This is a genomic window from Nonomuraea sp. NPDC049309 (genome assembly GCF_043196965.1).
Classification (GTDB): Bacteria; Actinomycetota; Actinomycetes; order Streptosporangiales; family Streptosporangiaceae; genus Nonomuraea; species Nonomuraea fastidiosa.
The window spans coordinates 692,612-714,372 of record NZ_JBICSH010000005.1; the positions used below are offsets into that span (position 1 = coordinate 692,612).

A 21,761-nucleotide genomic window follows, 5' to 3' on the forward strand; every position below is an offset into this window, starting at 1 on the left:
GGGCTGGAAACCTCAATCACGAACCTTATCGGACCCAAATTGGTTTAGACCACTGCAGGTCCCGGCGTGTGAATCAGCGTTCCTCCGGCACGTTTTGCGAGGTTCGAGTAAAGTGCCCGACTCGTCGGAGTAAATTCGTGCATTCTCTGGGGGCTGAGATGTCACATAAGCGGTCCGGCCTACTATCGGGGCTCTTCTTCGGCCTGCTCGCCGCGCTCATCTGCGCGGCGGGCCTGGGGGTGGCCGTGCTGTACCAGGAGAGCCTGCCGAAGGCGGTGACGGGCTTCGGGGGCGGAGTGCCCGTCTCGCTGGCGCTGGCCCTGCTCATCGCCGTCATCGTCGCGCTCGCCATGGGCGCGAGGCGGCCCCGCAGCCTCCTGCTCCTGCCCTTCGCCTTCCTGTACGGGGGCGCCGCCTTCGCGGGCGGCCAGATCACCGGGCTCTCCGTGCTGCTCGGCGCCCGCGCTCGCGCGCCCGAGGAGCGCGCCGGTCTCTCCGATGTCGACCTGCCCACCTTCAACGAGGGCCTGCCGCAGGCGCTGCGCCTCTACCGCGAGCTGCTGACCGAGACGACGGCCTGGCTGTACATCGTGGTCGCCGCGCTGGCCGCGCTCGCCCTGCTCACGCTGCGGGTCCTGCGCGTACGCCGGGCGCGGTCCGCCGGGTCCGCCGGCTCGCCCGATGAGCCTGGGGACTCCGGCGAGCCGGGGGCGCCCGGCGACTCCGGCAAGCCGGAGTACCGCGCACCCTTCGAGCCCGCCCAGCCGCCCGCGCCCAAGCCCACGACCGACCTGTTCACCCCCCGCAAGCCGGCCCGCGACTGACCAGCGGCCCAGCCCCGCGCATCCAGCCGCGGCACCCTCCCGGCACCACCCACCGCCCAGGCGCTCAGCGCCTCCCGCTTCCGCTCAGCGCCTCCCGCTTCCCGCGACGCCGATCCCGCCGGCTCTCGCCCGCGCGCAAGCATCCGGATCTCACGGGCCGCTCGCCCCTCGTCCTCCAGCGCCATCCAGCGCCGGTCCTGCCTGACCGTGCACCCGGCCGCGGTGCGCGCAGGCCATCGGCACGTTGCATGAGCCGCCTCCCACCGCTGCCCGCCCGCCCTTCCGGGACCGCCGCGCATGCAGGACCTGGCCTTCGCGTCCGCCCTCAGCCCGCCGGCACAGGACCGGCCACCCCAAACGCCCACCCTCAAGCCACCGGCACCTGACCGGCCACCCCAAAACGCCCGCCCTCGGGGCCGTCGGCGCAGGACGGGCCGCCCACACACCCCATTGAAGGACCGCCGTGCGCACCGGCAGGGGGACGGGCCCCGCCCGTCCCCCCCGCCCGTCACCGCAAAGACCGGCCACGCGCCGGCTCACGGTGCCAGCATGTCCACTGTGAGATTCGCCTCAGTGTTGGGGATGCCGAGGTCGGAGGCCCGCTTGTCGGCCATCGCGAGCAGCCGCCTGATGCGCCCGGCGATGGCATCCTTGGTCAGCGGCGGGTCGGCGATCTGGCCGAGCTCCTCCAGCGACGCCTGCTTGTGCTCGACCCGCAGCCGCCCGGCGATCACGAGGTGCTCGGGGGCGTCGTCGCCGAGGATCTCCAAGGCCCGCTGGACCCGGGCACCGGCCGCGACGGCGGCCCGCGCCGAGCGCCGCAGGTTGGCGTCGTCGAAGTTGGCCAGGCGGTTGGCGGTGGCGCGCACCTCGCGGCGCATCCGGCGCTCCTCCCAGGCCAGCACGCTGTCGTGCGCGCCGAGCCGGGTGAGCAGCGCGCTGATGGCGTCGCCGTCGCGGACGACCACGCGGTCGACGCCGCGCACCTCGCGCGCCTTGGCGTGGATCTTCAGCCGCCGGGCCGAGCCCACCAGCGCCAGCGCCGCCTCAGGCCCCGGGCAGGTGACCTCGAGCGACATCGACCGGCCCGGCTCGGTGAGCGAGCCGTGCGCGAGGAACGCGCCGCGCCATGCGGCCTCGGCGTCGCAGGCGGCGCCCGCCACGACCTGGCGGGGCAGCCCGCGCACGGGGCGGCCGTGGTTGTCGATGAGACCCGTCTGGCGAGCCAGCGCCTCACCGTCGCGGTAGACGCGTACGACGTAGCGCGAGCCCTTGCGCAGCCCGGCGGGTGCGAGCACGAGCACCTCGGCCTTGTGCCCGAACACCTCGCCGATGTCCTTGATGAGCCGCCGTGCGGTGGCGTTGGTGTCGAGCTCGGCCTCGATCACGATCCGCCCGCCCACCAGGTGCAGGCCGCTGGCGAACCGCAGCAGCGTCGATACCTCCGCCTTGCGGCAGCACGGCTTCAGCACCGGCAGGCGGCTCAGCTCGTCCTTCACCACACCTGTCATCGCCATGCGTTAGTCCTCTCCCCCATTCAGACCGGCTCCTTCGAGTCTCTCGCACCTTCGCGCCACGCCGACCAGGATCAACGCTTCTGGAGGAAAATCTCGTCCAGGACGGAGGCAAGACGTCGTGGGTCATGCCGCGGCGAGCCGTCGGCGGCGGCCACGTCGTCCATGACGAGCCGGGCGCCGAGCGCGCCCGCGGCCTTCTCCAGGGCGCCGGGGTCGTCGACCACGCCGGTGTCGGCGAGCACCACGTCGATCCGCAGGTCGGGAGCGTGTCGGCGAAGCACCTCCAGATGTTGCTGGGGGGAGAAGTCGTCGGTCTCGCCCGGCTGCGGGGCGAGATTGAGCGTGACCAGCCGCTTGGCGCGGGTGGCGTGCAGGGCCCTGGCGAGCGCGGGCACCTTGAGGTGCGGCAGCACGCTGGTGAACCACGACCCCGGCCCGAACACCACCCAGTCGGCGTCGAGCACGGCGGCGACCGCCTCGGGGCGGGCCGGCGGGTCCTCGGGCACGAGCGAGATCGCCTGGACGCGGCCGGGCGTCGAGGCGCAGGCCACCTGCCCGCGTACGGTCGAGATGACGCCGTCGAGCTCCACCTCGGCCACGATGTCGAGCGGCACCGACGCCATCGGCAGCACGCGGCCGTGGGCGCCCAGCAGCCGCCCGACCCAGTCGAGGCCGGCCACCGAGTCGCCGAGCAGCTCCCATAGGGCCACGATCAGCAGGTTGCCGACCGCGTGGCCGTGCAGCTCGCCCTCGCTGCGGAAGCGGTGCTGGACGACCTCGCTCCAGGTGCTGCCCCACTCGTCGTCGCCGCACAGCGCGGCCAGCGCCATGCGCAGGTCGCCGGGCGGCAGCACGCCCAGCTCGCGGCGCAGCCGCCCGCTGGAGCCGCCGTCGTCCGCCACCGTCACCACGGCGGTCAACCGGTCGGTCACCATCCGTAATGCGGACAGGGATGCGTAGAGCCCATGGCCGCCGCCCAGCGCCACGACGGCGGGCCCGACCCCGGGCCGCCCGACGCCGAGCACGTCCGGCCTGTCGCAGGGCAGGCCGTTCATCGGAGGAGGCACGATCCCTTCGCCGCTGTCATCGGTCACTCCCGCCCCACATCCCGATGGCTCACCTGGACTTCGATGCCGCGGTCGCGCAGCCGCGCGGCGATCTGCTCGGCCATGGCCACGCTGCGGTGCTTGCCGCCCGTGCAGCCCACCGCGAGCGTCGCGTAGCTCTTGCCCTCGCGCGCGTATCCGGCCGCGACGACCTGCAGGACCTCCTCGTAGGCGTCGAGGAACTCCTTGGCGCCCGGCTGGCCGAGCACGTAGTCGCTGACCGCCGCGTCGAGGCCGTTGAGCGGCCGCAGCTCGGGCACCCAGTGCGGATTGGGCAGGAACCGGCAGTCGACCACGAGGTCGGCGTCGACCGGCAGGCCGTACTTGAAGCCGAACGACACGACGTTGAGCCGCAGGCCGGGGCGGTCCTCGCCGCCGAAGAAGTCGACGATCTTGGCGCGCAGCTCGTGGACGTTGTGGGTGGAGGTGTCGATCACCAGGTCGGCGTTGGCGCGCACCTCGCGCAGGATGCCGCGCTCGCGGGTGATGCCGTCGACCAGCCGCCCCTCGCCCTGCAGCGGGTGCGGCCTGCGGACGTTCTCGAACCTGCGCACCAGCTCCTCGTCGCCGGCCTCGAGGAAGACCACCCGCACGCGCACGCCGCGCCCCTCGAGCTCCTCGATCGCGGCGTTGAGATCGGTGGTGAAGGCCAGGCTGCGCACGTCGACGACGGCGGCCACCTTGTCCGCGGCGAGCTTGACCTTGCCCGCCTCCTCCGCCATGGCGAACAACAGACCCGGCGGCAGGTTGTCGATGACGAACCAGCCCAGGTCCTCCAGCGCCTTGGCGGCGGTGCTGCGCCCCGCACCGGACATGCCGGTGACGATGACGAACGCCGGCTCGGTGCTCATCGCCTCACCCCGGCAGCGGGCCCGCTCCTCAGCGCGGGCCGGTAGGAGCATGCGGCATGGGCACCCTGGCATCCTGGCGAGATCAAGGTGACTCTCCCTTCAGCGTCGACACGATGACCTCGGCGATGGACGGGCCGATGCCGGGAACCTCGCAGATTTCGGCGGCAGTGGCCTCGCGTAGCTTTTTCACGGAGCCGAAGTGTTTGAGCAGCGCCTGCCTTCGCGCCGGCCCGAGGCCGGGCACGCCGTCGAGCGCGCTCTCCTTCACCGTCTTGGACCTCTTGGAACGATGGTAGGTGATGGCGAACCTGTGCGCTTCGTCTCTCACCCGCTGCAGAAGGTAGAGACCCTCACTTGAACGAGGCATGATCACCGGCTGGTCGTCGCCTGGCAGCCACACTTCCTCCAGGCGCTTGGCCAGCCCGCACACGGCCACGTCGTCGATGCCGAGCTCGTCGAGCGCCCGCTGCGCGGCGGCCGCCTGCGGGCCCGCGCCGTCGACCACGACGAGGTTGGGCGGGTAGGCGAACTTGCGCGGCTTGCCGGTGTCGGGGTCGATGGGACCGCCGCCCGCCGCCGCGTCGTCGTCGGCCGCCAGCTCGCCGGTGGCCGAGCGCTCCTCCAGGTAGCGGCGGAACCTGCGCATGATCACCTCGTAGATCGAGGCGACGTCGCCCTCCTTGGTCTTGACCGAGAAGCGCCGGTATTCGCCCTTGCGGGCCAGGCCGTCCTCGAAGACCACCATGGACGCCACGACGTTCTCGCCCTGCAGGTGGGACACGTCGTAGCACTCGATGCGCAGCGGCGCCTGGTCGAGGTCGAGCGCGTCGGCGATCTCCTGCAGCGCCTTGCTGCGCGCGCTGAGGTCGCTGGCACGGCGGATCTTGTGCTGGGCCAGCGACTCCTTGGCGTTGCGCTCGACGGTCTCCAGCAGCGACTTCTTGTCGCCGCGCTGCGGCACCCGCACCTCGACGCGGGCTCCGCGCTGCTCGGTCAGCAGCTCGGCCACCGCCTCGACGTCGGGCGGCAGCGCGGGCACCAGCACCTCGCGGGGCATGGAATCGGCGCTCGCCTCGGCGTACATCTGCAGCAGGAACTGCTCGACCAGCTCGCCCGGCGAGGTCTCCTCGACCTTGTCGACCACCCAGCCGCGCTGGCCGCGGATGCGCCCGCCGCGTACGTAGAAGACCTGGACGGCGGCTTCGAGCGGGTCCTCTGCCAGGGCGATGACGTCGGCGTCGGTGCTCTCCCCCAGCACGACCGCCTGCTTCTCCAGCGCCCGCTGCAGCGCCTGGATGTCGTCGCGCAGCCGGGCGGCGCGTTCGTACTCCTGCTCGGCGGCGGCCTCGCGCATCTCCTTCTCGAGACGCTTGATGAAGCGGCTGGTGTTGCCCGCCATGAAGTCGCAGAAGTCCTCGGCCAGCGCGCGGTGCTCCTCCGGGGTGACCCGGCCGACGCACGGCGCCGAGCACTTGTCGATGTAGCCGAGCAGGCAGGGCCGCCCGATCTGCCCCGCGCGCTTGAACACCCCGGCGCTGCACGTGCGCACCGGGAAGACCCGCAGCAGCAGGTCGACGGTCTCGCGGATGGCCCAGGCGTGGGAGTAGGGGCCGAAGTAGCGGGTGCCCTTGCGCTTGGCGCCGCGCAGCACCTGGACGCGCGGGAAGTCCTCGCTCATCGTGACCGCGAGGTAGGGGTAGGACTTGTCGTCGCGGTATTTGACGTTGAAGCGGGGGTCGAACTCCTTGATCCAGGAGTATTCGAGCTGCAGCGCCTCCACCTCGGTGCCGACGACCGTCCAGTCGACGTCGGCGGCCGTGGTCAGCATCGACTGCGTACGGGGGTGCAGCGCGGAGAAGTCGGCGAAGTACGAGTTGAGCCGCTGGCGCAGGCTCTTGGCCTTGCCGACGTAGATCACCCGGCCGTGCGCGTCCCTGAACCTGTAGACACCCGGGGACTCCGGGATCGACCCCGGCCTCGGCCGGAAACTCAAGGTGTTAGCCGCTGATCTCGCCACGCCTGTCAGCCTAATGGCCCGCACCGACAGAGTTGCCCGCCGTACTCTTCGCGCACGTACGGCGGGCACCCACCCGGCCACGGGCGGCTATGGGCGGCTACGCCAGCAGAATGTCGTCGCCCTCGACCTTGATCTCCTGGGCGGGCAGCGGCTGCTGCGCGGGCCCGCCGGTGACGGAGCCGTCCGCGATCGCGAACCTGCTGTTGTGGCACGGGCACACGATCGCGCCATCCTCGACGCTGCCGACCGGGCAGCCCTTGTGCGTGCAGATCGCGCTGAACGCCTTGAACTCGCCCTCCGTCGGCTGTGTCACCACGACCTTCTGGTCCTTGAAGACGGTCCCGCCGCCCACCGGGATGTCGGCCTTCTTGGCCAGCACGCCGCCGCCGGACGCGCTGGACTGCGTCGCGCTCCCCTCGGGAGCGCCGGACGCGGCGGTGGAGGGCGCCGACTGCGCCGTGTCGGTACCGGAGTCGCCGCTGCACGCGCTGATCGCCAACGCCAGGCCACCTGCACCGACGCCGGCGAACACCGCTCTGCGGGTGTGAAGCTCATCTGCCATGCGCCTCACCCAAGCGCACTCAGGTGAGAAAAAGATGAAAGCTTTCTCAGGCGAGTCTGATCTTCTGACCGTCCACTTGAATCTGCTTCTCCTCCAGCGGGCCGCCCGCGGGCCCGTCGGTCACCGAGCCGTCGGCGATGCTGAACTTGCTGCCGTGACAGGGGCAGTTGATCGTCTGGTTCGAGACGGAGGCGACCGTGCAGCCCGCGTGCGTGCAGACCGCGCTGAACGCCTTGAACTCGCCCGCCGTCGGCTGCGTGACGACGATCTTCTGGCTCTTGAAGACCTTGCCGCCGCCCTCGGGGATGTCGCCGACGTCCGCCAGGGCCGCCTTGGCCTCCGCTTTCGGCTTGGCCTCGCCGCCCTCCTCGGGCGCGGACGACGTCGCCTCCTCAGCGGGAGCCTCCACGTCCGCCTCGGTCTCCGGTACGCCGTAGCTCGCGCAGGCCGTCAGCACGGCCGCGAGCCCGGCCGTTCCTGCACCGAAGACAACCGTCCGCCGCGTCGTTTCCGTCATCGTGCGTCCTCCCAGATCGGCTTTCACTTCGAGGTACGGCCCGGGCCCCGGCCGGGGTTCAGCCTCCCGGAGCCCGATCCGGGCGACCACGCACAATTACCGGTTCATGAAAAGCCGCTTGACACGAAACCGCCGCTCTCTGCGGGACGACCGCTCGCGGACGGACCACCTCTCCCCATGAGAAGGTTGCTGCCGGACGGACCACCTCTCCCACGGGATGGCCGCTCCCGGACGGCCCCCCTCCCAGGGGATGGCCGCTCCGGACGGACTGCCTCTCCTTACAGGACGGCCACTCTCGGAAAGACCACCTCTCCCCACGAGACGGCCGCTCTCCGACAGACCGCCTCTCCCAGGGGACGGCCGATCCCGCCCGCCGGCCGCCAAGACGACGATCCTCGCCGTCCGGCCCGACCTCGGGATCCGCGCCGCCCTGGCGCGGCCCTGAGCGCTCGCCGTTCCACCCCGGCCCGAGCCGGTCTGAACCGCCCGCCCTTAGAGACCTGTGGGCGACCGCGCCGGGAGGGCTCAGACGCATCAAACCCGCAGGCAGGCCAGCCGGACCACAGGCGAGCCAGCCGGACCGCTCCGGGGGATGCGAAACGGGACGGCTCAGACGACGACGATGCCGTCGCCCTCGACCTTCACCTGGAACGAGGCCAGCGGCGCGGTGGCCGGCCCCTTCGTCGCCTTCCCGCTGTCGGCGGCGAACTCGCTGCCGTGGCAGGCGCACCTGATGACGTTGTCCTCAGGGGTGCCGACCTGGCAGCCCTTGTGCGTGCACAGCGAGCTGAACGCCTTGAAGACGCCCGGCTGCGGCTGCGTCACCACGACCTTCAGGTCCTCGATGAGCTTGCCGCCGCCCACCGGCACCTCGGCCGTCTTGGCCAGCACCTTGCCCTTGAGGCTCGGCCGGGTCTGCGCGCCCCCCGAACCGCATGCGGCCAGCGCCAGGCCGCACGCCGCGACCCCCGCCGCGCCCAGCATCTCCCGCCGTCCCAAACCGTTTCCGGACATGGCTCCGCCCCGATCTGTCCTCGGTGTTCTCGCTCCGCAGGTCTGATGTTCCGTCTCGCGCGCCGGCCGCGCGTCTTTCCGTACGTCGCCAGCCGCCGGTGGCGCCCCCGGTTACGGCCATCGTTGTGGAAACAGCTTATTGGCGGTACCCCTCGGTCCGGTCAGCGGGTGGTAGGCGGACGGTCAGCGACCCCGCCCCGCTGCCCCACGCGCCTTCCATCCGACCCTTCCCGAACCGACCCGCACCCCGCGGCCTCGAGCCGTTCCCACGGGTCGCTCCCTTCTGCCCGCACCTCCATCCGTACCGACGGACCACCCCCCTTCAGCCCGCACCTCCACCCGTACCGACGAGCCACCCCCTTCGCCCGCACCTCCACCCGTACCGACGGACCACCCCCCTTCAGCCCGCACCTCCACCCATACCGACGGGCCAACCCATGCCACCCAGAGCTCCGGCGCCACCGCCGCCGGACGACCCGGCCAGGCCCGGCCGCCTCCGATGTGACCGCAGCCCGAGCAGCCCGGTCCCGGCGATCCGGGACCGGCTTCGTCCGGGGCGGCCGGGTCCGGCGTGACGGCGCGGCCGCGGCGCTGGGGGCGGCGGCCGTGGGTGGCGCCACTGGCCGTGGTGGCGACGGCGTTCGTGGCGTTCTCGCTGCCGCCGTACGTCTCGCTCGACCCGGCGCGGTCACGCGTGCCCGCGCCGGACTTCTTCCCGCCGCATCACTGGATGCTCCCCATGCACGTGTTGTTCGGCTCGATCGCGATGATCACCTGCTGCTTGCGGATCTGGCCGTGGTTCCGCGCGCGCCACCCCGTCGTGCACCGCAGGATCGGCCGCGTGTACGTCTTCGCCGGCTGCCGGCCGAGCGGCCTGACCGTGGGCATCGCGACGCCGTGGGGGCCGGTCACGTCCGTCAGCAACGTGATGCTCGCGCTGCTCTGGCTGGGCTGCACGTTCACCGGCTGGCGGATGGCCAGGCAGCGCCGCTTCGTCGAGCATCGCCGGTGGACGGTGCGCAGCTTCGCCCTGACGATGTCCTATATCACCGTCCATTGTCACTGTGCATTGGCGCTGTGCATTGGCGCTGTGCATCGTCACCGACCGCCTGTGGACCGCGGTGTTCGTCGTCGTGCTGAGCCCGTACAGCGACACCTTCTTCCCGGGCGACGAGCAGGTGATGGCGCAGTCGATCGCGGCGCTGAGCGCCTGGCTGGGCCGGACGCTGCCGCTGCCGCTGGCCGAGTGGTGGCTGGAACGCGGCGACGCCGCCAAGCGCCGCGCCCGCGCCCTGGCCCGGCGTACCGTCTGATCAGCCGCACACTCCCCCGCCCGAGCGCCCACCGCGCCCAAGCCACAGCTCGCCGTAGAGGCGCCCGGGGCAGCGCCGCATCCGTGTCGGGCGGCCGTCGCCGGAGCACCGTGCGGCGCTCACCCGGTCGGGACCGCGGCGAGGCCGGCCCGCCCCCTCCGGGCGCAGGGGACGGTTCGGCCTTACCACCAGGGTCAGAGCGAGAGGATCTTGCGCAGGAAGCGCCCCGTGTGGCTCTCGTCCACCAGCGCGACCTCCTCCGGCGTGCCGGCGGCGACGAGCGTGCCGCCGCGCGAGCCGCCCTCGGGGCCCATGTCGATGATCCAGTCGGCGGTCTTGATGACGTCGAGGTTGTGCTCGATGACGATCACGGTGTTGCCGCCGTCGACCAGCCGGCCGAGGACACCGAGCAGCCGCCGGATGTCCTCGAAGTGCAGGCCGGTGGTGGGCTCGTCGAGGACGTAGATCGTCCGCCCGGTCTGCCGCCGCTGCAGCTCGGAGGCGAGCTTGACGCGCTGCGCCTCGCCGCCGGACAGCGTGGTGGCCGGCTGCCCGAGGCGTACGTAGCCGAGCCCCACGTCGTAGAGCGTCTGCAGGTGGCGCTTGATGGCCGGGATGGCGTCGAAGAACTCCAGGGCCTCCTCGATCGGCATGTCGAGAACTTCGGCGATCGTCTTGCCCTTGTAGTGGACCTCCAGCGTCTCCCGGTTGTAGCGGGCGCCGTGGCAGACCTCGCAGGGGACGTAGACGTCCGGCAGGAAGTTCATCTCGATCTTGATGGTGCCGTCGCCCGAGCACGCCTCGCAGCGCCCGCCCTTGACGTTGAAGCTGAAGCGCCCCGGCTGGTACCCGCGCACCTTCGCCTCGGTCGTGGCCGCGAACAGCTTGCGGATGTGGTCGAAGACCCCGGTGTACGTGGCCGGGTTGGAGCGCGGCGTGCGCCCGATCGGCGACTGGTCGACGTGGACGACCTTGTCGACCTGGTCCATGCCGTTGATGCGGGAGTGGCGGCCGGGCACCGTGCGGGCGCCGTTGAGCTCCTTGGCCAGCGCGTTGTAGAGGATGTCGTTGACCAGCGTCGACTTGCCCGACCCCGACACGCCGGTGACCGCCGTGAACAGGCCGAGCGGGAACTCGATGTCGACGCCCTTGAGGTTGTGCTCGCGCGCCCCCTTGACGACGATCTGCCGCTTCTTGTCGCGCTTACGGCGCTTGGCGGGGATGGGGATGCTCTTGCGCCCCGACAGGTACGCGCCGGTCAGCGACTCCTCGCTGGCCAGCAGGTCCTGGACGGTGCCGGAGACGACGACCTGGCCGCCGTGCTCGCCCGCGCCGGGACCGATGTCGACGACCCAGTCGGCGGCGGCGATGGTGTCCTCGTCGTGCTCGACCACGATCAGCGTGTTGCCCATGTCGCGCAGCCTGATCAGGGTGTCGAGCAGCCGCATGTTGTCGCGCTGGTGCAGGCCGATGGACGGCTCGTCGAGCACGTACAGCACGCCGACCAGGCCCGAGCCGATCTGCGTGGCGAGCCTGATGCGCTGCGCCTCGCCACCGGCGAGGGTGGCGGCGGCGCGGTCCATCGTGAGGTAGTCGAGGCCGACGTCGAGCAGGAAGCCCATGCGGGCGTTGATCTCCTTGACCACCCGCTCGGCGATCTGCATGTCGCGGTCGGAGAGCTTGAGCCCGGCGAGGAACTTCGCGCACTCGCCGATCGACATCGCCGACACCTCGGCGATCGACTTGCCCGCCACCGTCACCGCGAGGCTGACCGGCTTGAGCCTGGCCCCCTTGCAGGCGGGACACGGGATCTCGCGCATGTAGCCCTCGAACCGCTCGCGCGCGGTGTCGCTCTCGGCCTCGGCGTGCCTGCGCTGCACCCACGGGATGACGCCGTCGTAGGTGGTGTAGTAGGCGCGCTGCCGCCCGAAGCGGTTGCTGTAGCGCACGTGGATCTGCTCGTCGTGGCCGTACAGCAGCGACTTCTGCGCCTTCTTGGGCAGGCGCTCCCACGGCGTGTCGAGGCCGAAGCCCATCGCGTGGCCGAGCGCCTCCATCAGCCTGGTGAAGTATTCGCTGGTGTGGCCGCCCGACCACGGGTGGATGGCGCCCTCGCGCAGGGTGCGCTCGGGGTCGGGCACCACCAGCTCGGGGTCGACCTCCATCTTGGTGCCGAGCCCCGTGCACTCGGGGCAGGCGCCGAACGGCGAGTTGAAGGAGAACGAGCGCGGCTCCAGCTCCTCGAACGACAGGTCGTCGTAGGGGCAGTAGAGGTGCTCGGAGAAGAAGCGCTCGCGGTTGGGGTCGTCCTCCGGCAGGTCGACGAACTCGAGCGTGATCGTGCCGCCGGACAGCTGCAGCGCCGTCTCCACGGAGTCGGTGAGACGCCGCCGCGCCGACTCCTTCACCGACAGGCGGTCGACGATGACCTCGATGTCGTGCTTTTCGTACTTCTTCAGCGTCGGCGGCTCCTCCAGCCGCACGACGGTGCCATCGACCCGCGCCCTGGCGAAGCCCTTGGTCTGCAGCTCGCGGAACAGCTCGGCGTATTCGCCCTTACGGCCCCTGATGACCGGGGCGAGCACCTGGAACCTGGTGCCCTCCTCGAACTCCATCACGCGGTCGACGATCTGCTGCGGCGACTGCCTGGCGATCGGGCGCCTGCACACCGGGCAGTGCGGCTTGCCGATGCGGGCCCACAGCAGTCGCAGGTAGTCGTAGACCTCGGTGATGGTGCCGACGGTCGAGCGGGGGTTCTTACTGGTGGCCTTCTGGTCGATGGAGACCGCGGGCGACAGGCCCTCGATGAAGTCGACGTCGGGCTTGTCCATCTGGCCGAGGAACTGGCGGGCGTAAGCCGACAGCGACTCGACGTAGCGCCGCTGGCCCTCAGCGAAGATCGTGTCGAAGGCCAGGCTCGACTTGCCCGAGCCGGACAGGCCGGTGAAGACGATCAGCGAGTCTCGCGGCAGGTCGAGCGAGACGTCTTTGAGGTTGTGTTCTCGTGCACCACGCACGATCAGGCGGTCAGCCACGGCGATCCTGGATGTCGAAAAGCGGATAGGTCCACGGGGGATGGTAGAGGGCGGCTCCGACAATTTCGGCGGTCCGACCGGCGGCCCCCGAAAATCCGTCTCTCACAGGTTACGACCATCTCCCGGCAGGGGAGGACCCCTTGCACATCCAACTGGCTGACCTGGGGTTTTATGCCCCCGCGGGCCGAGTCGCCCCGGATGCTCAAATATCCACCATGACCATCCTGCCCGCGCTGCAGGCCGAGCTGACCGCGGCCACGGACCGGCTGCTGGCCACGGCCGCGTCGCTTTCGGACGCCGACCTCGCCGCCCCGTCGCTGCTGCCCGGCTGGACCAGAGGCCACGTGCTCGCCCACGTCGCCCAGAACGCCGGATCCTGCCTCAACCTGCTGACCTGGGCGCGCACCGGCGTACGCACCCCGCCTGGTATCTCCTGGTACGCCGGTTGCGCGAGGTCGGCTTTCACCACGTGGATCTGAACGCCGGCCACACCCCCGCCGGCCGGCCTCCTTCGTACGCCGAGAACTGCACGACCGCCTGGCCACCTGGCCGCCGGATCACCGCGCCGTGGGCCGCATCGAGCTCACCGGACCCGGCGGGACAGAGGCCGTGCACGTGCTCGGCGACGGCCCCGCGGTCCGCGGCACGCCGCGCGACATGCTGGCCTGGCTCACCGGGAGGTCCGGTGGCGAGGGGGTTAGTCTGGTGCCCATGGGGCGGCCGTTCACTTGCGGTCACGAAGGTGCGGGTCTTCCCGATCCGCCGCCGTGGCTCACGATGCCGGCCCCCGCTGATCTGCCCACGACGCCCCCAGAGGACTACCCATGACCTACACCGGTGACGTCCAGGTCGGCGGACCCGCCGACGTCCGCGAACTGTCCGCGCTCACGATCTCCAAGCTCGCGGTAGGCCCGTTCGACAACAACGCCTACCTGCTGCGCTGCAACGCGACCGGCCAGGCGCTGCTCATCGACGCGGCGGCCGAGCCCGACCGGCTGCTCGCCCTCATGGCCGACAAGCCCGTCACCGCGATCGTCACCACCCACCAGCACGGCGACCACTGGCAGGCGCTCGAGCAGGTGACGAAGGTGACCGGCGCGCAGGTGATCGCCCATCCGCTCGACGCGCCCGCGCTGCCCGTCCCCGCCGACCGCACGGTCGAGCACGGCGACACCATCACGTTCGGCGAGATCACGCTGGAGGTCATCCACCTGCGCGGCCACACGCCCGGCTCGATCGCCCTGCTGTACGACGGCGGCGACGACGGCTACCACCTGTTCACCGGCGACTCGCTGTTCCCCGGCGGCGTGGGCAACACCCAGAAGGACCCCGAGCGCTTCAACCAGCTCTTCACCGACGTGGTCGAGCGCATCTTCGACCGCCTGCCCGACGAGACGTGGGTCTACCCGGGCCACGGCAAGGACACCACGCTCGGCGCCGAGCGTCCCGCGCTGCCGGAGTGGAAGGCGAGGGGCTGGTAGCACCCGGCTCCGGGGGATCCGCGGCGGCCCCGGGCTTTCGTCGAGGCCGGCGGCGGGCTCGAGGTACCGGCGGCGGGCTCGAGGTACCGGCAGCGCCCGAGGTTTTCATCGAGAGCGCCGCGGACCCGGGGTCTTCATCGAGGCCGGCAGCGGACCTGAGGTCTTCGCCGGGGCCGGCAGCGGACCGAGGTCGGAGAGGTCAGGCTCTTCAGCGGGTCAGCGGCCGGCCCGCGCACCCGGGAGGTCAGCGGCGGGCGGCCAGCACATGCGCGATGCGCTCGGCCGCCAGGGCGGGATCGCCGGCGAGCCCGACGAGCTCGCCCCACGACCAGCGGAAGCACCAGCCGTCCGGCAGCGCCGCGCAGTCCACGGTCTCGGCCATCAGCGGCGCGTCGGGGTGGGTGACGCGCAACGCGGGCGGGTCCGGCCGCAGCACGGCCGTCAGCCCGCGTTGTTCCAGCTCCGTGGCCAGCTTGCCGAGGTAGTACGTACGCGTGTGCTCGCGCGGCGCAGCCGACATGGCTCCATCAAAGCCGAAATAAGACGAAAAATCCCGTCAGTGGGTCATTCAAGACCGGAACGGCCGAGACGAGCGGCTTCCTTGCGCTGCTCGCGCTTGTAGAACAGCACCCGCAGCGGGATCGCCGCGACGAGCGCGATCTGCATGGTGGCCCCGATCTTGATGGGCAGGTCGCCGCCCTCGGGCCAGGCCACCCAGAACGTCAGGAACGCGACGTTCACCATGATCCAGCCGAGGACCACCGCGGCGAGCTGCCCCTTCGGCTTGGGGTACTCGATGCGACTGACCATCAGCCAGGCCACCCCGAGCACGGCCAGCAGCGACCAGATGCTGGGCTGGAACAGCAGCACGATGGAGATCACGGTCATGGCGCCCATCGGGATGGGCAGCCCCATGAAGTCGCCGCTCTTGGTCTTGACGCAGGCGAACCTCGCCAGGCGTACCACGCCGGCGACCAGCACCGCCGCCGCCGCGGCCAGCACGGCCGTGAACGGCACCGACTGCGGCACGCCGATGCCCCAGATGACGACCATGAAGGCGGGCGCGAAGCCGAAGCTGATGACGTCGGCGAGGTTGTCCAGCTCGGCCCCCATGGCGGAGGCGCGGAAGCGGCGCGCCACGAGCCCGTCGAACAGGTCGCAGGTGGCGCCGATGAGCAGCAGCACGATGGCGGTGGCGAAGTAGCTCGGGGCGGGCGTGAACCGGCCGCCGTCGACCTGGAGCTGCTGGATGGCGGAGTAGGCCAGCACGCAGACCGCGAGAAAACCGCAGACGGCGTTGCCCAGCGACAAGGAATCGGCGGCGGACAGGCGGAACGCCTTGCCGACGGGTCCGCGGGGTTCTTCCTCTTCAGCTCGCCAGCTACCGGCGTCAGCCGTGGTCAATTCTGGTCACCCCCGCAACCGTCTTGTCGCCCACGGACACCGCGGGAGATATCCCTTCGGGAAGATAGATGTCGACCCGGGACCCCAACCTGATCAGCCCGATCCGCTCGCCCTGCTCGACGGTCGCACCGGCGCTCAGATACGGCACGATCCTGCGCGCAACGGCGCCCGCGATCTGCACCATCTCGATGTCGCCCAGCGCGGTCTCGAAATGCCACACCACGCGCTCGTTCTGGTCGCTGTCCTTATTGAACGCCGGCAGGAACCCACCTGCCACATGCTGCACGGAGGTGACTTTTCCCGCAAGAGGGGCACGATTGACGTGCACGTTCAGCGGGTTCATGAAGATCGCCACTCTGGTGCGGCCGTCGGGCCACGGGTCGATGCTCTGCACCACGCCGTCGGCGGGCGACAGGATGCGGCCCTCGCCGATCGTACGGTCCGGGTCGCGGAAGAACCAGAGCATGCCTCCGGTGAGCGCGCTCAGCGGCACCGCCGCGAGCGCCCATCGCCGGTCTCGGAGCGTCAGCAGAGCGGTGGCGGCCGCCGTAGCGGCCGTCGGGAGGAGCCACGGGGAGACCCCGCGCGCGAGCCTCATACGGCCCGGCTTAGCAGAATCGTCTGACACGTACAACCTTTGGTGGTGACTGGACTGGGCGCTTTGCCGTGATGTTACAGAACTAGCAACTATTACACGGCATAACTACATGAGCAAAGCGCCTCGAAGCCCCACGCGCTAGACCTGCTCCGGGTGCGACTCCTTGCCCTTTCGCGCGTCGATTCGGGCTTTGATCAGGCTGGCCACGGTGGTGATGACCATGGTGGTGCCGATGACCGAGAGCGACACCCAGATGGGAATTTCGGGCGCCCAGGAGACATCGCTGGAATGCAACGCCTCCAATACGAGCTTAACCCCGATGAACCCCAGGATGAACGCCAAACCGTAGCTGATGTAGACGAGCCGCTGCAGCAGACCGCCCAGGAGGAAGTAGAGCTGACGCAGCCCCATCAGGGCGAACGCGTTGGCGGTGAAGACGATGAAGGCGTCCTGGGTGAGCCCGAAGATCGCCGGAATCGAGTCGAGCGCGAACAGCAGGTCGGTGGTGCCGATGGCGACCATGACGATGAGCATGGGGGTGACCATGCGCTTGCCGTCGATCTTCGCGGTGATCCTGGAGCCGACGTAACCCTCGGTGGTGGGGAAGGCCCGGCGCACCCAGCGCAGCAGGATGTTCTCGTTGAACTCCTCTTCCTCGCCCTTGAGGTGCTGGCGGACGATGTTGACCGCCGTGTAGAGGAGGAACGCGCCGAACACGTAGAACAGCCAGCTGAACCGCTCGAGCGCGGCGGCGCCGAGCGCGATGAACACGCCGCGCATCACGAGCGCGAGCAGGATGCCGACGAGCAGCACCTTGTGCTGGTACACCCTCGGCACCGCGAACCGGCTCATGATGATGAAGAAGATGAACAGGTTGTCGACGCTGAGGCTGTACTCGGTGATGTAACCGGCGAAGAACTCACCTGCGCGATCCGGGCCGGAGGTCTGCCACAGCAGCACCCCGAACAGCACGGCGAGGATGACGTAGAACGTGACCCAGTAGCCGGCCTGGCGCATGCTGAATTCGCGGGCCTCACCACGATCGACGATCCACAGGTCAACGGCGAGGACGAGCAGCAGACCACCGATCACGGCGATCCAAGCCCACAAAGGTTCAGTCACAAAGACCCTCCGGCATGCACGCTTCATTGCCGGAGGTCTCTCCCGCCCGCGTTCGCCTGCGGACCGGCAGCCCCGGGGGCCCCGTGGAGTGGGGCTGCACCGTGATGACGAGGCTGTCGCGAAGGGATACTCCCCTCCCTAACCCACGCAGTATACGAGAACGCCTCGACCGCACCTAATCCTCCTCCGCCCCGGTTCCCACCCCGCCCGCTCACCAGCGCATCTCTTCAACCCCACCTCCACCAAACCCGGCATCGAACGGCACCGCCACTCCCTCAAGAGTGATGACCCTTTTACGGAGAGCCACATCTTCCGCCCATGTGACCCTCACCACGCCGCTATGCGCGCTCAGGCACGCACAGCAGGCGGAACACGAACGGAACCCATGAGACATGGGAGAAGCGGGGCGGACCGGCGGAACTGCTCCGCCTGGGCGTTCCGCCGGTCCGTTCCCGCTCCGCTGGCGTGCTAGCCCCATGGCTCGCCCAGGCCGGGCACGACGCGGGCCGAGCCACAGCCCCAGCGCATTCGTGGGCGCGAGCCCGGCCGCGACCCGGCGGAGCGGCGAGCGGCAGCACCGGGCGGAGCGAAAGCGGCAATCAGCGCGAAGCGGCGGGCGGGCCGAGCTCAGGGCCAGTCAATCCACGGCGCAGGCCCCAGCGCGAGCGAACCCACACCACGCAGGCTCCAGCGCGAGCGAACCCACGAGCAGTCCCCCGCTCACCGCCCATAGACCGCGAGGGCGCTCTCCACCACGTCGTCCGCGCCCGGCATCTCGTCCCCGCGCCTCCGCGCCGCCTCGGCCAGCGTCCGCGCCTCCTCCGGCGAGGCGAGCAGCCGCCGCACGGCGGCGCGGAATCCGGCCACGTCTCCGTACGGCACCAGGATCCCCGCCTCGCCCAGGATCTCGGGGATGCCGCCGACCTCCGAGGCGATGGCGGGCGTGCCGGTCATGAGCGCTTCCCGGAGCGTGAGCGGCTGCCCTTCCCAGCGGCTCGGCATCACGAGGGCCGTGGCGGCGCGCATCAGGTCGGGCACGTCGTCGCGGTTGCCCAGCAGCCGTACGGGCAGGTCCTCGGCGTCGATGCGGCGCTGTAGTTCTCCGCGCAACGGTCCCTCGCCGGCCACCACGAACAGCGGCTCGCCCTCCCACGGCCCCGCCGCGACGTCGAGCAGCGTCTCCAGCCCTTTCTGCTGGGCCAGCCGGGCGACGGTGAGGAGGATGGGGCGCTCGCCCGCGCCCAGCTCGTCCCGGATCTCCTGTGCGGTCCGCTTGGCCGGGGCGGGCGCGGGCGCGGACACCAGCGCCGGCCGTACGTCACGGGCGCCCAGCCGGGTCATGCGCTCGCCGAGGTCGGGCGAGACCACCAGCACCACCCCGGCCCGCCGCGCGACGATCCGCTCCAGCACGCCGTAGACCAGCCCCACGAAGCCTCCGGCGGTCAGCGCGTTGTGCAACGTCACGATGAGCCGCCCCGGCCCGCCGGACAGCCCGGCGAGGGCCCCGGCGCGCAGGCCGTGAGCGTGGACGACGTCGGCGCCCCTGGTCAGCCGCCGGACGGCGAGCACGGCGCGCAGGTCGTTCCGCGGATGCGGCCGGTCGGAGACCGCCACCTCGGCGAAGCGGGCGCCGGCGGCCCCGAAGGAGAACTGCTCCTCGACGCTGCGCGGCCCGATCACCAGCACCTGGTGCCCCCGCCGTACGAGCCCCTCCACCAGCATCAGGACGTGCCGGCCCGTGCCACCGGACGTGGTGCCCAGCACGAAAGCCACCCGCACGACAAGCTCCTCCCTATCACTCACACCAGCCCGCACCAGGCTTCCGCTCAGAACGCCCGCCGGACCTCCCGCTCACACGCCCGCGCCGGACCCGCGGCGCCGCAGCATCCCGGCCACCGAGGCGGCGTCCGGCCGGTCGATCACGGCGACGACCGCCACCCCGGCCGCCAGCGCCACCACCGCCCCGAGCACGGCGGCCACCGCGTTCGCCCACAGGGACTCGGCTCCCAGCAGGCCGACGGCCGCGGCCCCGGCCAGGTACCCGGCCGCTCCCCCGGCGACCGCCGCCCCCAGCGCGCGGGGCAGCCCGGCCGCCGCCGCACCGCCTCTGGCGCGGACCACGAACGCCAGCAGCAGCCCGCCGCCCACGCTCATGCCGATGCTCATGCCGAGCGCCATCGCCGCGATGCCCCACTCGGCGGGCAGCACGAGCACCAGCACGGTCTGGGCCACCATGACCACGAGCCATCCCGCGACGGTGCCGGTGGCGACCGCGCGGCCCTGGCCCGCGGCGTAGAGGACGCGGCTGAGGTGGGCGATGAGCCCGTAGCCGATGAGGCCGGGCGCGAACAGCGCGATGGCGGCGGCCAGCTCGCCCGCGGGCACGTCGCTCTTGTCGGCGAGGAACACGACCGCGCCGGGCCCGGACGCCGCCGCGAGCACGCCGGCCGCGAGGCCGGAGACCAGCACGACGGCCCTGGTGGTGCGGGCGGCCAGCGCCGCGAACTCCTCCGGCTCGCCGGACTGCGCCGACAGCCGGGGGAACGCGCTGGTGGCGATGGGCACGGCGAGCACCGCGTACGGCACCAGGTAGATCGCCCACGCGTAGTTGTACGCCGCGATGGCCCCGCCGCCGACGACCTTGTTGGCCAGCAGCAGCGCCACGGTCATGGCCGCCTGCTGGGCGAGCAGCCCGGCGATGCCGGCCAGCGCGAGCCTGCGCACCCGCCCGGCCACCCCGGCGGGGAACCGTAACGTGGGCCGCCACCGCAGCCCCAGCCGCCCGACGGGCCCGATGACGGTCAGCACCAGCGACAGCACGCCGAGGCTGGTGCCGGCCGACAGCGCCAGCTCGCCCGCCATCGGCAGCCCTTCGACGTCGCGGTGCCCGCCGCCGAGCGGCACGAACAACAGGTACGCGACGATGACGACGATGCTCGACACCAGCGGCGCGACGGCGGGCCCGGCGAAGCGGTCATGGGCCTGGAGCACGCCGTAGAGCACCACGGCCACGCCGTACAGCGGGATCTGCGGGGCGAAGACGACGAGCATGCGGGTGGCGACCTCGCCGAGCGCGGCCAGGTGGTCGGTGCAGCCGTCGACGTCGCCGCCCAGGAACAGCCCGATGACCGGCCCGGCGAGCAGCGCGATGAGCACCGCGATCGGGACGAGCACCACCAGCACCCAGGTCAGCAGCGCCGAGGCGATGCGGCCGGCCCGCTCGCGCGGCACCCCGGCGAGCACGGGCACCACCATGCCCGCGAGCGCGCCGCCGACGACCACCTCGAAGACGATGTTGGGGATCTGGTTGGCCGTCATGTAGGCGGTGGCCAGGCAGTTGGTGCCGACGGTCTGGGCGAAGGCGTACTGCTTGGCGAACCCGGTGACGCGCGCCAGCACGGTGATCGCCCCGATGAGCACCGCACCGCCCGCGATGCCCCTCGCCGTCACCAGACCCACCCGGCCTCCCCCGAACGCGCAGCAGAACCGTACGCAGACATCCTGGCAGGCCGGACCGACAATCGCGTCTTCAGGGACCTCAGGCGGGATCGACGGGGCGGCGGCCGAGCATGTCGATGCGGTTGAGCACCGGGTTGCCGGCGATGACCTTGGTGAAGCTGACCTTCTCCGCGGCGGCCGTGAGCGCGACGACGGTGCCGAGCAGGGCGTACCGGCCGGGCCTGCCGAGCTTGGTGACGGCGGCGAGGCCGAGCAGCGCACCGAGGGCGTTGGCGCCCGCGTCGCCGAGCATGGCGCGCTCGCCGAGGTCGTCGGGCAGCAGCGCGGCGGCGGCGCCCAGCGGCACGGCGGCCAGCGCACCCGCGGCGGGCTGGTCGCGGAAGAGCGCGGCGGCCAGCAGCGGGCCGCCGGTCAGCAGGCCGGCCTTGATGGCGCGGCCCGGGCGCAGGTCGAAGAGGTTGGCGAGGTTGGCCGAGCCGGCGATGGCCGCGCCGTTGACCAGCGTGTCGACCGGGCCGCGGGACACCAGCGCGGCGGCGCCGAGCCCGGTCGCGCCGATGCCGAGGATCTTGACCGCGCCGCTGGTGACCTCGCCGCGGGCCAGCGCGCTCAGGTGACCCTTGAAGCCCTTGGAGGCGGTGGTGCCGTAGAGGTCGTCGTACGCGCCGAGCACCCCGCTGCCGCCGCCCGCGAGCAGCGCGGCGGCGCGCTGGCGCGGGGTGAGGCCGGGCGTGAGCGCGGCGGCGGCGCCGGCACCGGCCACGAACGCGGGGCCCTCGAGCAGCGTGATGGGCTCGCCGCGGTGGTTCTTCCTGGTCCAGCGGCCGGTCAGGTCGGCGGGCCGGTTACGGGTGAAGGCGGTGTAGGCGACGCGCGCGGCCACGGCGCCGATGGCGGCGCCGGCCAGCGCGCTGAGCAGGCCACGGGCCCGGCTGGGCATG

The 21,761-nt window shown here is 71.5% G+C and carries 19 protein-coding genes and 1 pseudogene; 5 read left to right on the forward strand and 15 right to left on the reverse strand.

All coding sequences use genetic code 11. The features are described from left to right. Positions 1 to 158 precede the first annotated feature (158 nt). On the forward strand, positions 159 to 824 hold the full coding sequence (locus tag ACGFIM_RS31515) for a hypothetical protein (RefSeq protein WP_393207644.1): 666 nt from the start codon (positions 159 to 161) through the stop codon (positions 822 to 824). A gap of 536 nt (positions 825 to 1,360) precedes the next feature. On the opposite strand, the gene whiA is transcribed toward ACGFIM_RS31515, so the two are convergent. The 7 genes from whiA to ACGFIM_RS31550 all read right to left on the reverse strand — a co-directional run bounded on the left by whiA (position 1,361) and on the right by ACGFIM_RS31550 (position 8,408). Beyond that, complete coding sequence (whiA, locus tag ACGFIM_RS31520; protein WP_364065822.1) at positions 1,361 to 2,341, reverse strand: DNA-binding protein WhiA; 981 nt, start codon at positions 2,339 to 2,341, stop codon at positions 1,361 to 1,363. A gap of 71 nt (positions 2,342 to 2,412) precedes the next feature. Next, on the reverse strand, positions 2,413 to 3,396 hold the full coding sequence (yvcK, locus tag ACGFIM_RS31525; protein ID WP_393207801.1) for a uridine diphosphate-N-acetylglucosamine-binding protein YvcK: 984 nt from the start codon (positions 3,394 to 3,396) through the stop codon (positions 2,413 to 2,415). Positions 3,397 to 3,431: 35 nt separating this feature from the next. Further along, positions 3,432 to 4,298: an RNase adapter RapZ gene (gene rapZ, locus ACGFIM_RS31530; protein WP_393207648.1), complete on the reverse strand. Its 867-nt coding sequence runs from the start codon at positions 4,296 to 4,298 to the stop codon at positions 3,432 to 3,434. Positions 4,299 to 4,380: 82 nt separating this feature from the next. Further along, complete coding sequence (gene uvrC, locus ACGFIM_RS31535) at positions 4,381 to 6,315, reverse strand: excinuclease ABC subunit UvrC (protein ID WP_393207651.1); 1,935 nt, start codon at positions 6,313 to 6,315, stop codon at positions 4,381 to 4,383. 97 nt (positions 6,316 to 6,412) lie between these two features. Further along, on the reverse strand, positions 6,413 to 6,877 hold the full coding sequence (locus ACGFIM_RS31540; protein WP_393207654.1) for a Rieske (2Fe-2S) protein: 465 nt from the start codon (positions 6,875 to 6,877) through the stop codon (positions 6,413 to 6,415). A 46-nt stretch (positions 6,878 to 6,923) separates the two neighbouring features. Continuing rightward, positions 6,924 to 7,394, reverse strand: coding sequence for a Rieske (2Fe-2S) protein (locus ACGFIM_RS31545; protein ID WP_393207657.1), 471 nt, complete (start codon positions 7,392 to 7,394; stop codon positions 6,924 to 6,926). A 609-nt stretch (positions 7,395 to 8,003) separates the two neighbouring features. Then, on the reverse strand, positions 8,004 to 8,408 hold the full coding sequence (locus ACGFIM_RS31550) for a Rieske (2Fe-2S) protein (protein ID WP_393207660.1): 405 nt from the start codon (positions 8,406 to 8,408) through the stop codon (positions 8,004 to 8,006). Between the two features lie 766 nt (positions 8,409 to 9,174). Between ACGFIM_RS31550 and ACGFIM_RS31555 the strand changes: the two are divergent. Beyond that, positions 9,175 to 9,432 (forward strand): annotated as a pseudogene (locus ACGFIM_RS31555) (DUF2306 domain-containing protein); the annotation flags it as partial. A gap of 40 nt (positions 9,433 to 9,472) precedes the next feature. After that, complete coding sequence (locus ACGFIM_RS31560; RefSeq protein WP_393207663.1) at positions 9,473 to 9,721, forward strand: hypothetical protein; 249 nt, start codon at positions 9,473 to 9,475, stop codon at positions 9,719 to 9,721. 194 nt (positions 9,722 to 9,915) lie between these two features. Here the strand turns inward: ACGFIM_RS31560 and uvrA are convergent, their stop codons facing one another. Next, entirely contained in the window at positions 9,916 to 12,756 is a 2,841-nt protein-coding gene (gene uvrA / locus ACGFIM_RS31565; protein WP_393207666.1) for an excinuclease ABC subunit UvrA, read from the reverse strand. 215 nt (positions 12,757 to 12,971) lie between these two features. Between uvrA and ACGFIM_RS31570 the strand changes: the two genes are divergently transcribed. Together ACGFIM_RS31570 and ACGFIM_RS31575 are read left to right on the forward strand one after the other, a co-directional pair. After that, positions 12,972 to 13,235: a maleylpyruvate isomerase N-terminal domain-containing protein gene (locus ACGFIM_RS31570; RefSeq protein WP_393207669.1), complete on the forward strand. Its 264-nt coding sequence runs from the start codon at positions 12,972 to 12,974 to the stop codon at positions 13,233 to 13,235. A gap of 345 nt (positions 13,236 to 13,580) precedes the next feature. Then, a complete protein-coding gene (locus ACGFIM_RS31575) occupies positions 13,581 to 14,237 on the forward strand; it encodes an MBL fold metallo-hydrolase (RefSeq protein WP_393207672.1) in 657 nt (218 codons plus the stop codon). Between the two features lie 244 nt (positions 14,238 to 14,481). On the opposite strand, the gene ACGFIM_RS31580 is transcribed toward ACGFIM_RS31575, so the two are convergent. The 7 genes from ACGFIM_RS31580 to ACGFIM_RS31610 all read right to left on the reverse strand — a co-directional run bounded on the left by ACGFIM_RS31580 (position 14,482) and on the right by ACGFIM_RS31610 (position 21,760). Further along, positions 14,482 to 14,757: a hypothetical protein gene (locus ACGFIM_RS31580; RefSeq protein ID WP_393207675.1), complete on the reverse strand. Its 276-nt coding sequence runs from the start codon at positions 14,755 to 14,757 to the stop codon at positions 14,482 to 14,484. Positions 14,758 to 14,801: 44 nt separating this feature from the next. Continuing rightward, the gene (gene pssA, locus ACGFIM_RS31585) at positions 14,802 to 15,641 is read right to left on the reverse strand and encodes a CDP-diacylglycerol--serine O-phosphatidyltransferase (protein ID WP_393207678.1); all 840 of its coding nucleotides are present in this window, start codon (positions 15,639 to 15,641) and stop codon (positions 14,802 to 14,804) included. Continuing rightward, positions 15,628 to 16,239, reverse strand: coding sequence for a phosphatidylserine decarboxylase (locus ACGFIM_RS31590; protein WP_364065861.1), 612 nt, complete (start codon positions 16,237 to 16,239; stop codon positions 15,628 to 15,630). The genes pssA and ACGFIM_RS31590 overlap by 14 nt, the downstream gene beginning before the upstream one ends. Positions 16,240 to 16,377: 138 nt before the next feature. Next, complete coding sequence (locus ACGFIM_RS31595; protein ID WP_393207681.1) at positions 16,378 to 17,388, reverse strand: TerC family protein; 1,011 nt, start codon at positions 17,386 to 17,388, stop codon at positions 16,378 to 16,380. A 693-nt stretch (positions 17,389 to 18,081) separates the two neighbouring features. After that, positions 18,082 to 19,140, reverse strand: coding sequence for a glycosyltransferase family 4 protein (locus tag ACGFIM_RS31600; protein ID WP_393207684.1), 1,059 nt, complete (start codon positions 19,138 to 19,140; stop codon positions 18,082 to 18,084). A 72-nt stretch (positions 19,141 to 19,212) separates the two neighbouring features. Then, positions 19,213 to 20,820: a murein biosynthesis integral membrane protein MurJ gene (murJ, locus tag ACGFIM_RS31605; protein WP_393207687.1), complete on the reverse strand. Its 1,608-nt coding sequence runs from the start codon at positions 20,818 to 20,820 to the stop codon at positions 19,213 to 19,215. Between the two features lie 79 nt (positions 20,821 to 20,899). Further along, complete coding sequence (locus ACGFIM_RS31610) at positions 20,900 to 21,760, reverse strand: hypothetical protein (protein WP_393207690.1); 861 nt, start codon at positions 21,758 to 21,760, stop codon at positions 20,900 to 20,902. Position 21,761 lies beyond the last annotated feature (1 nt).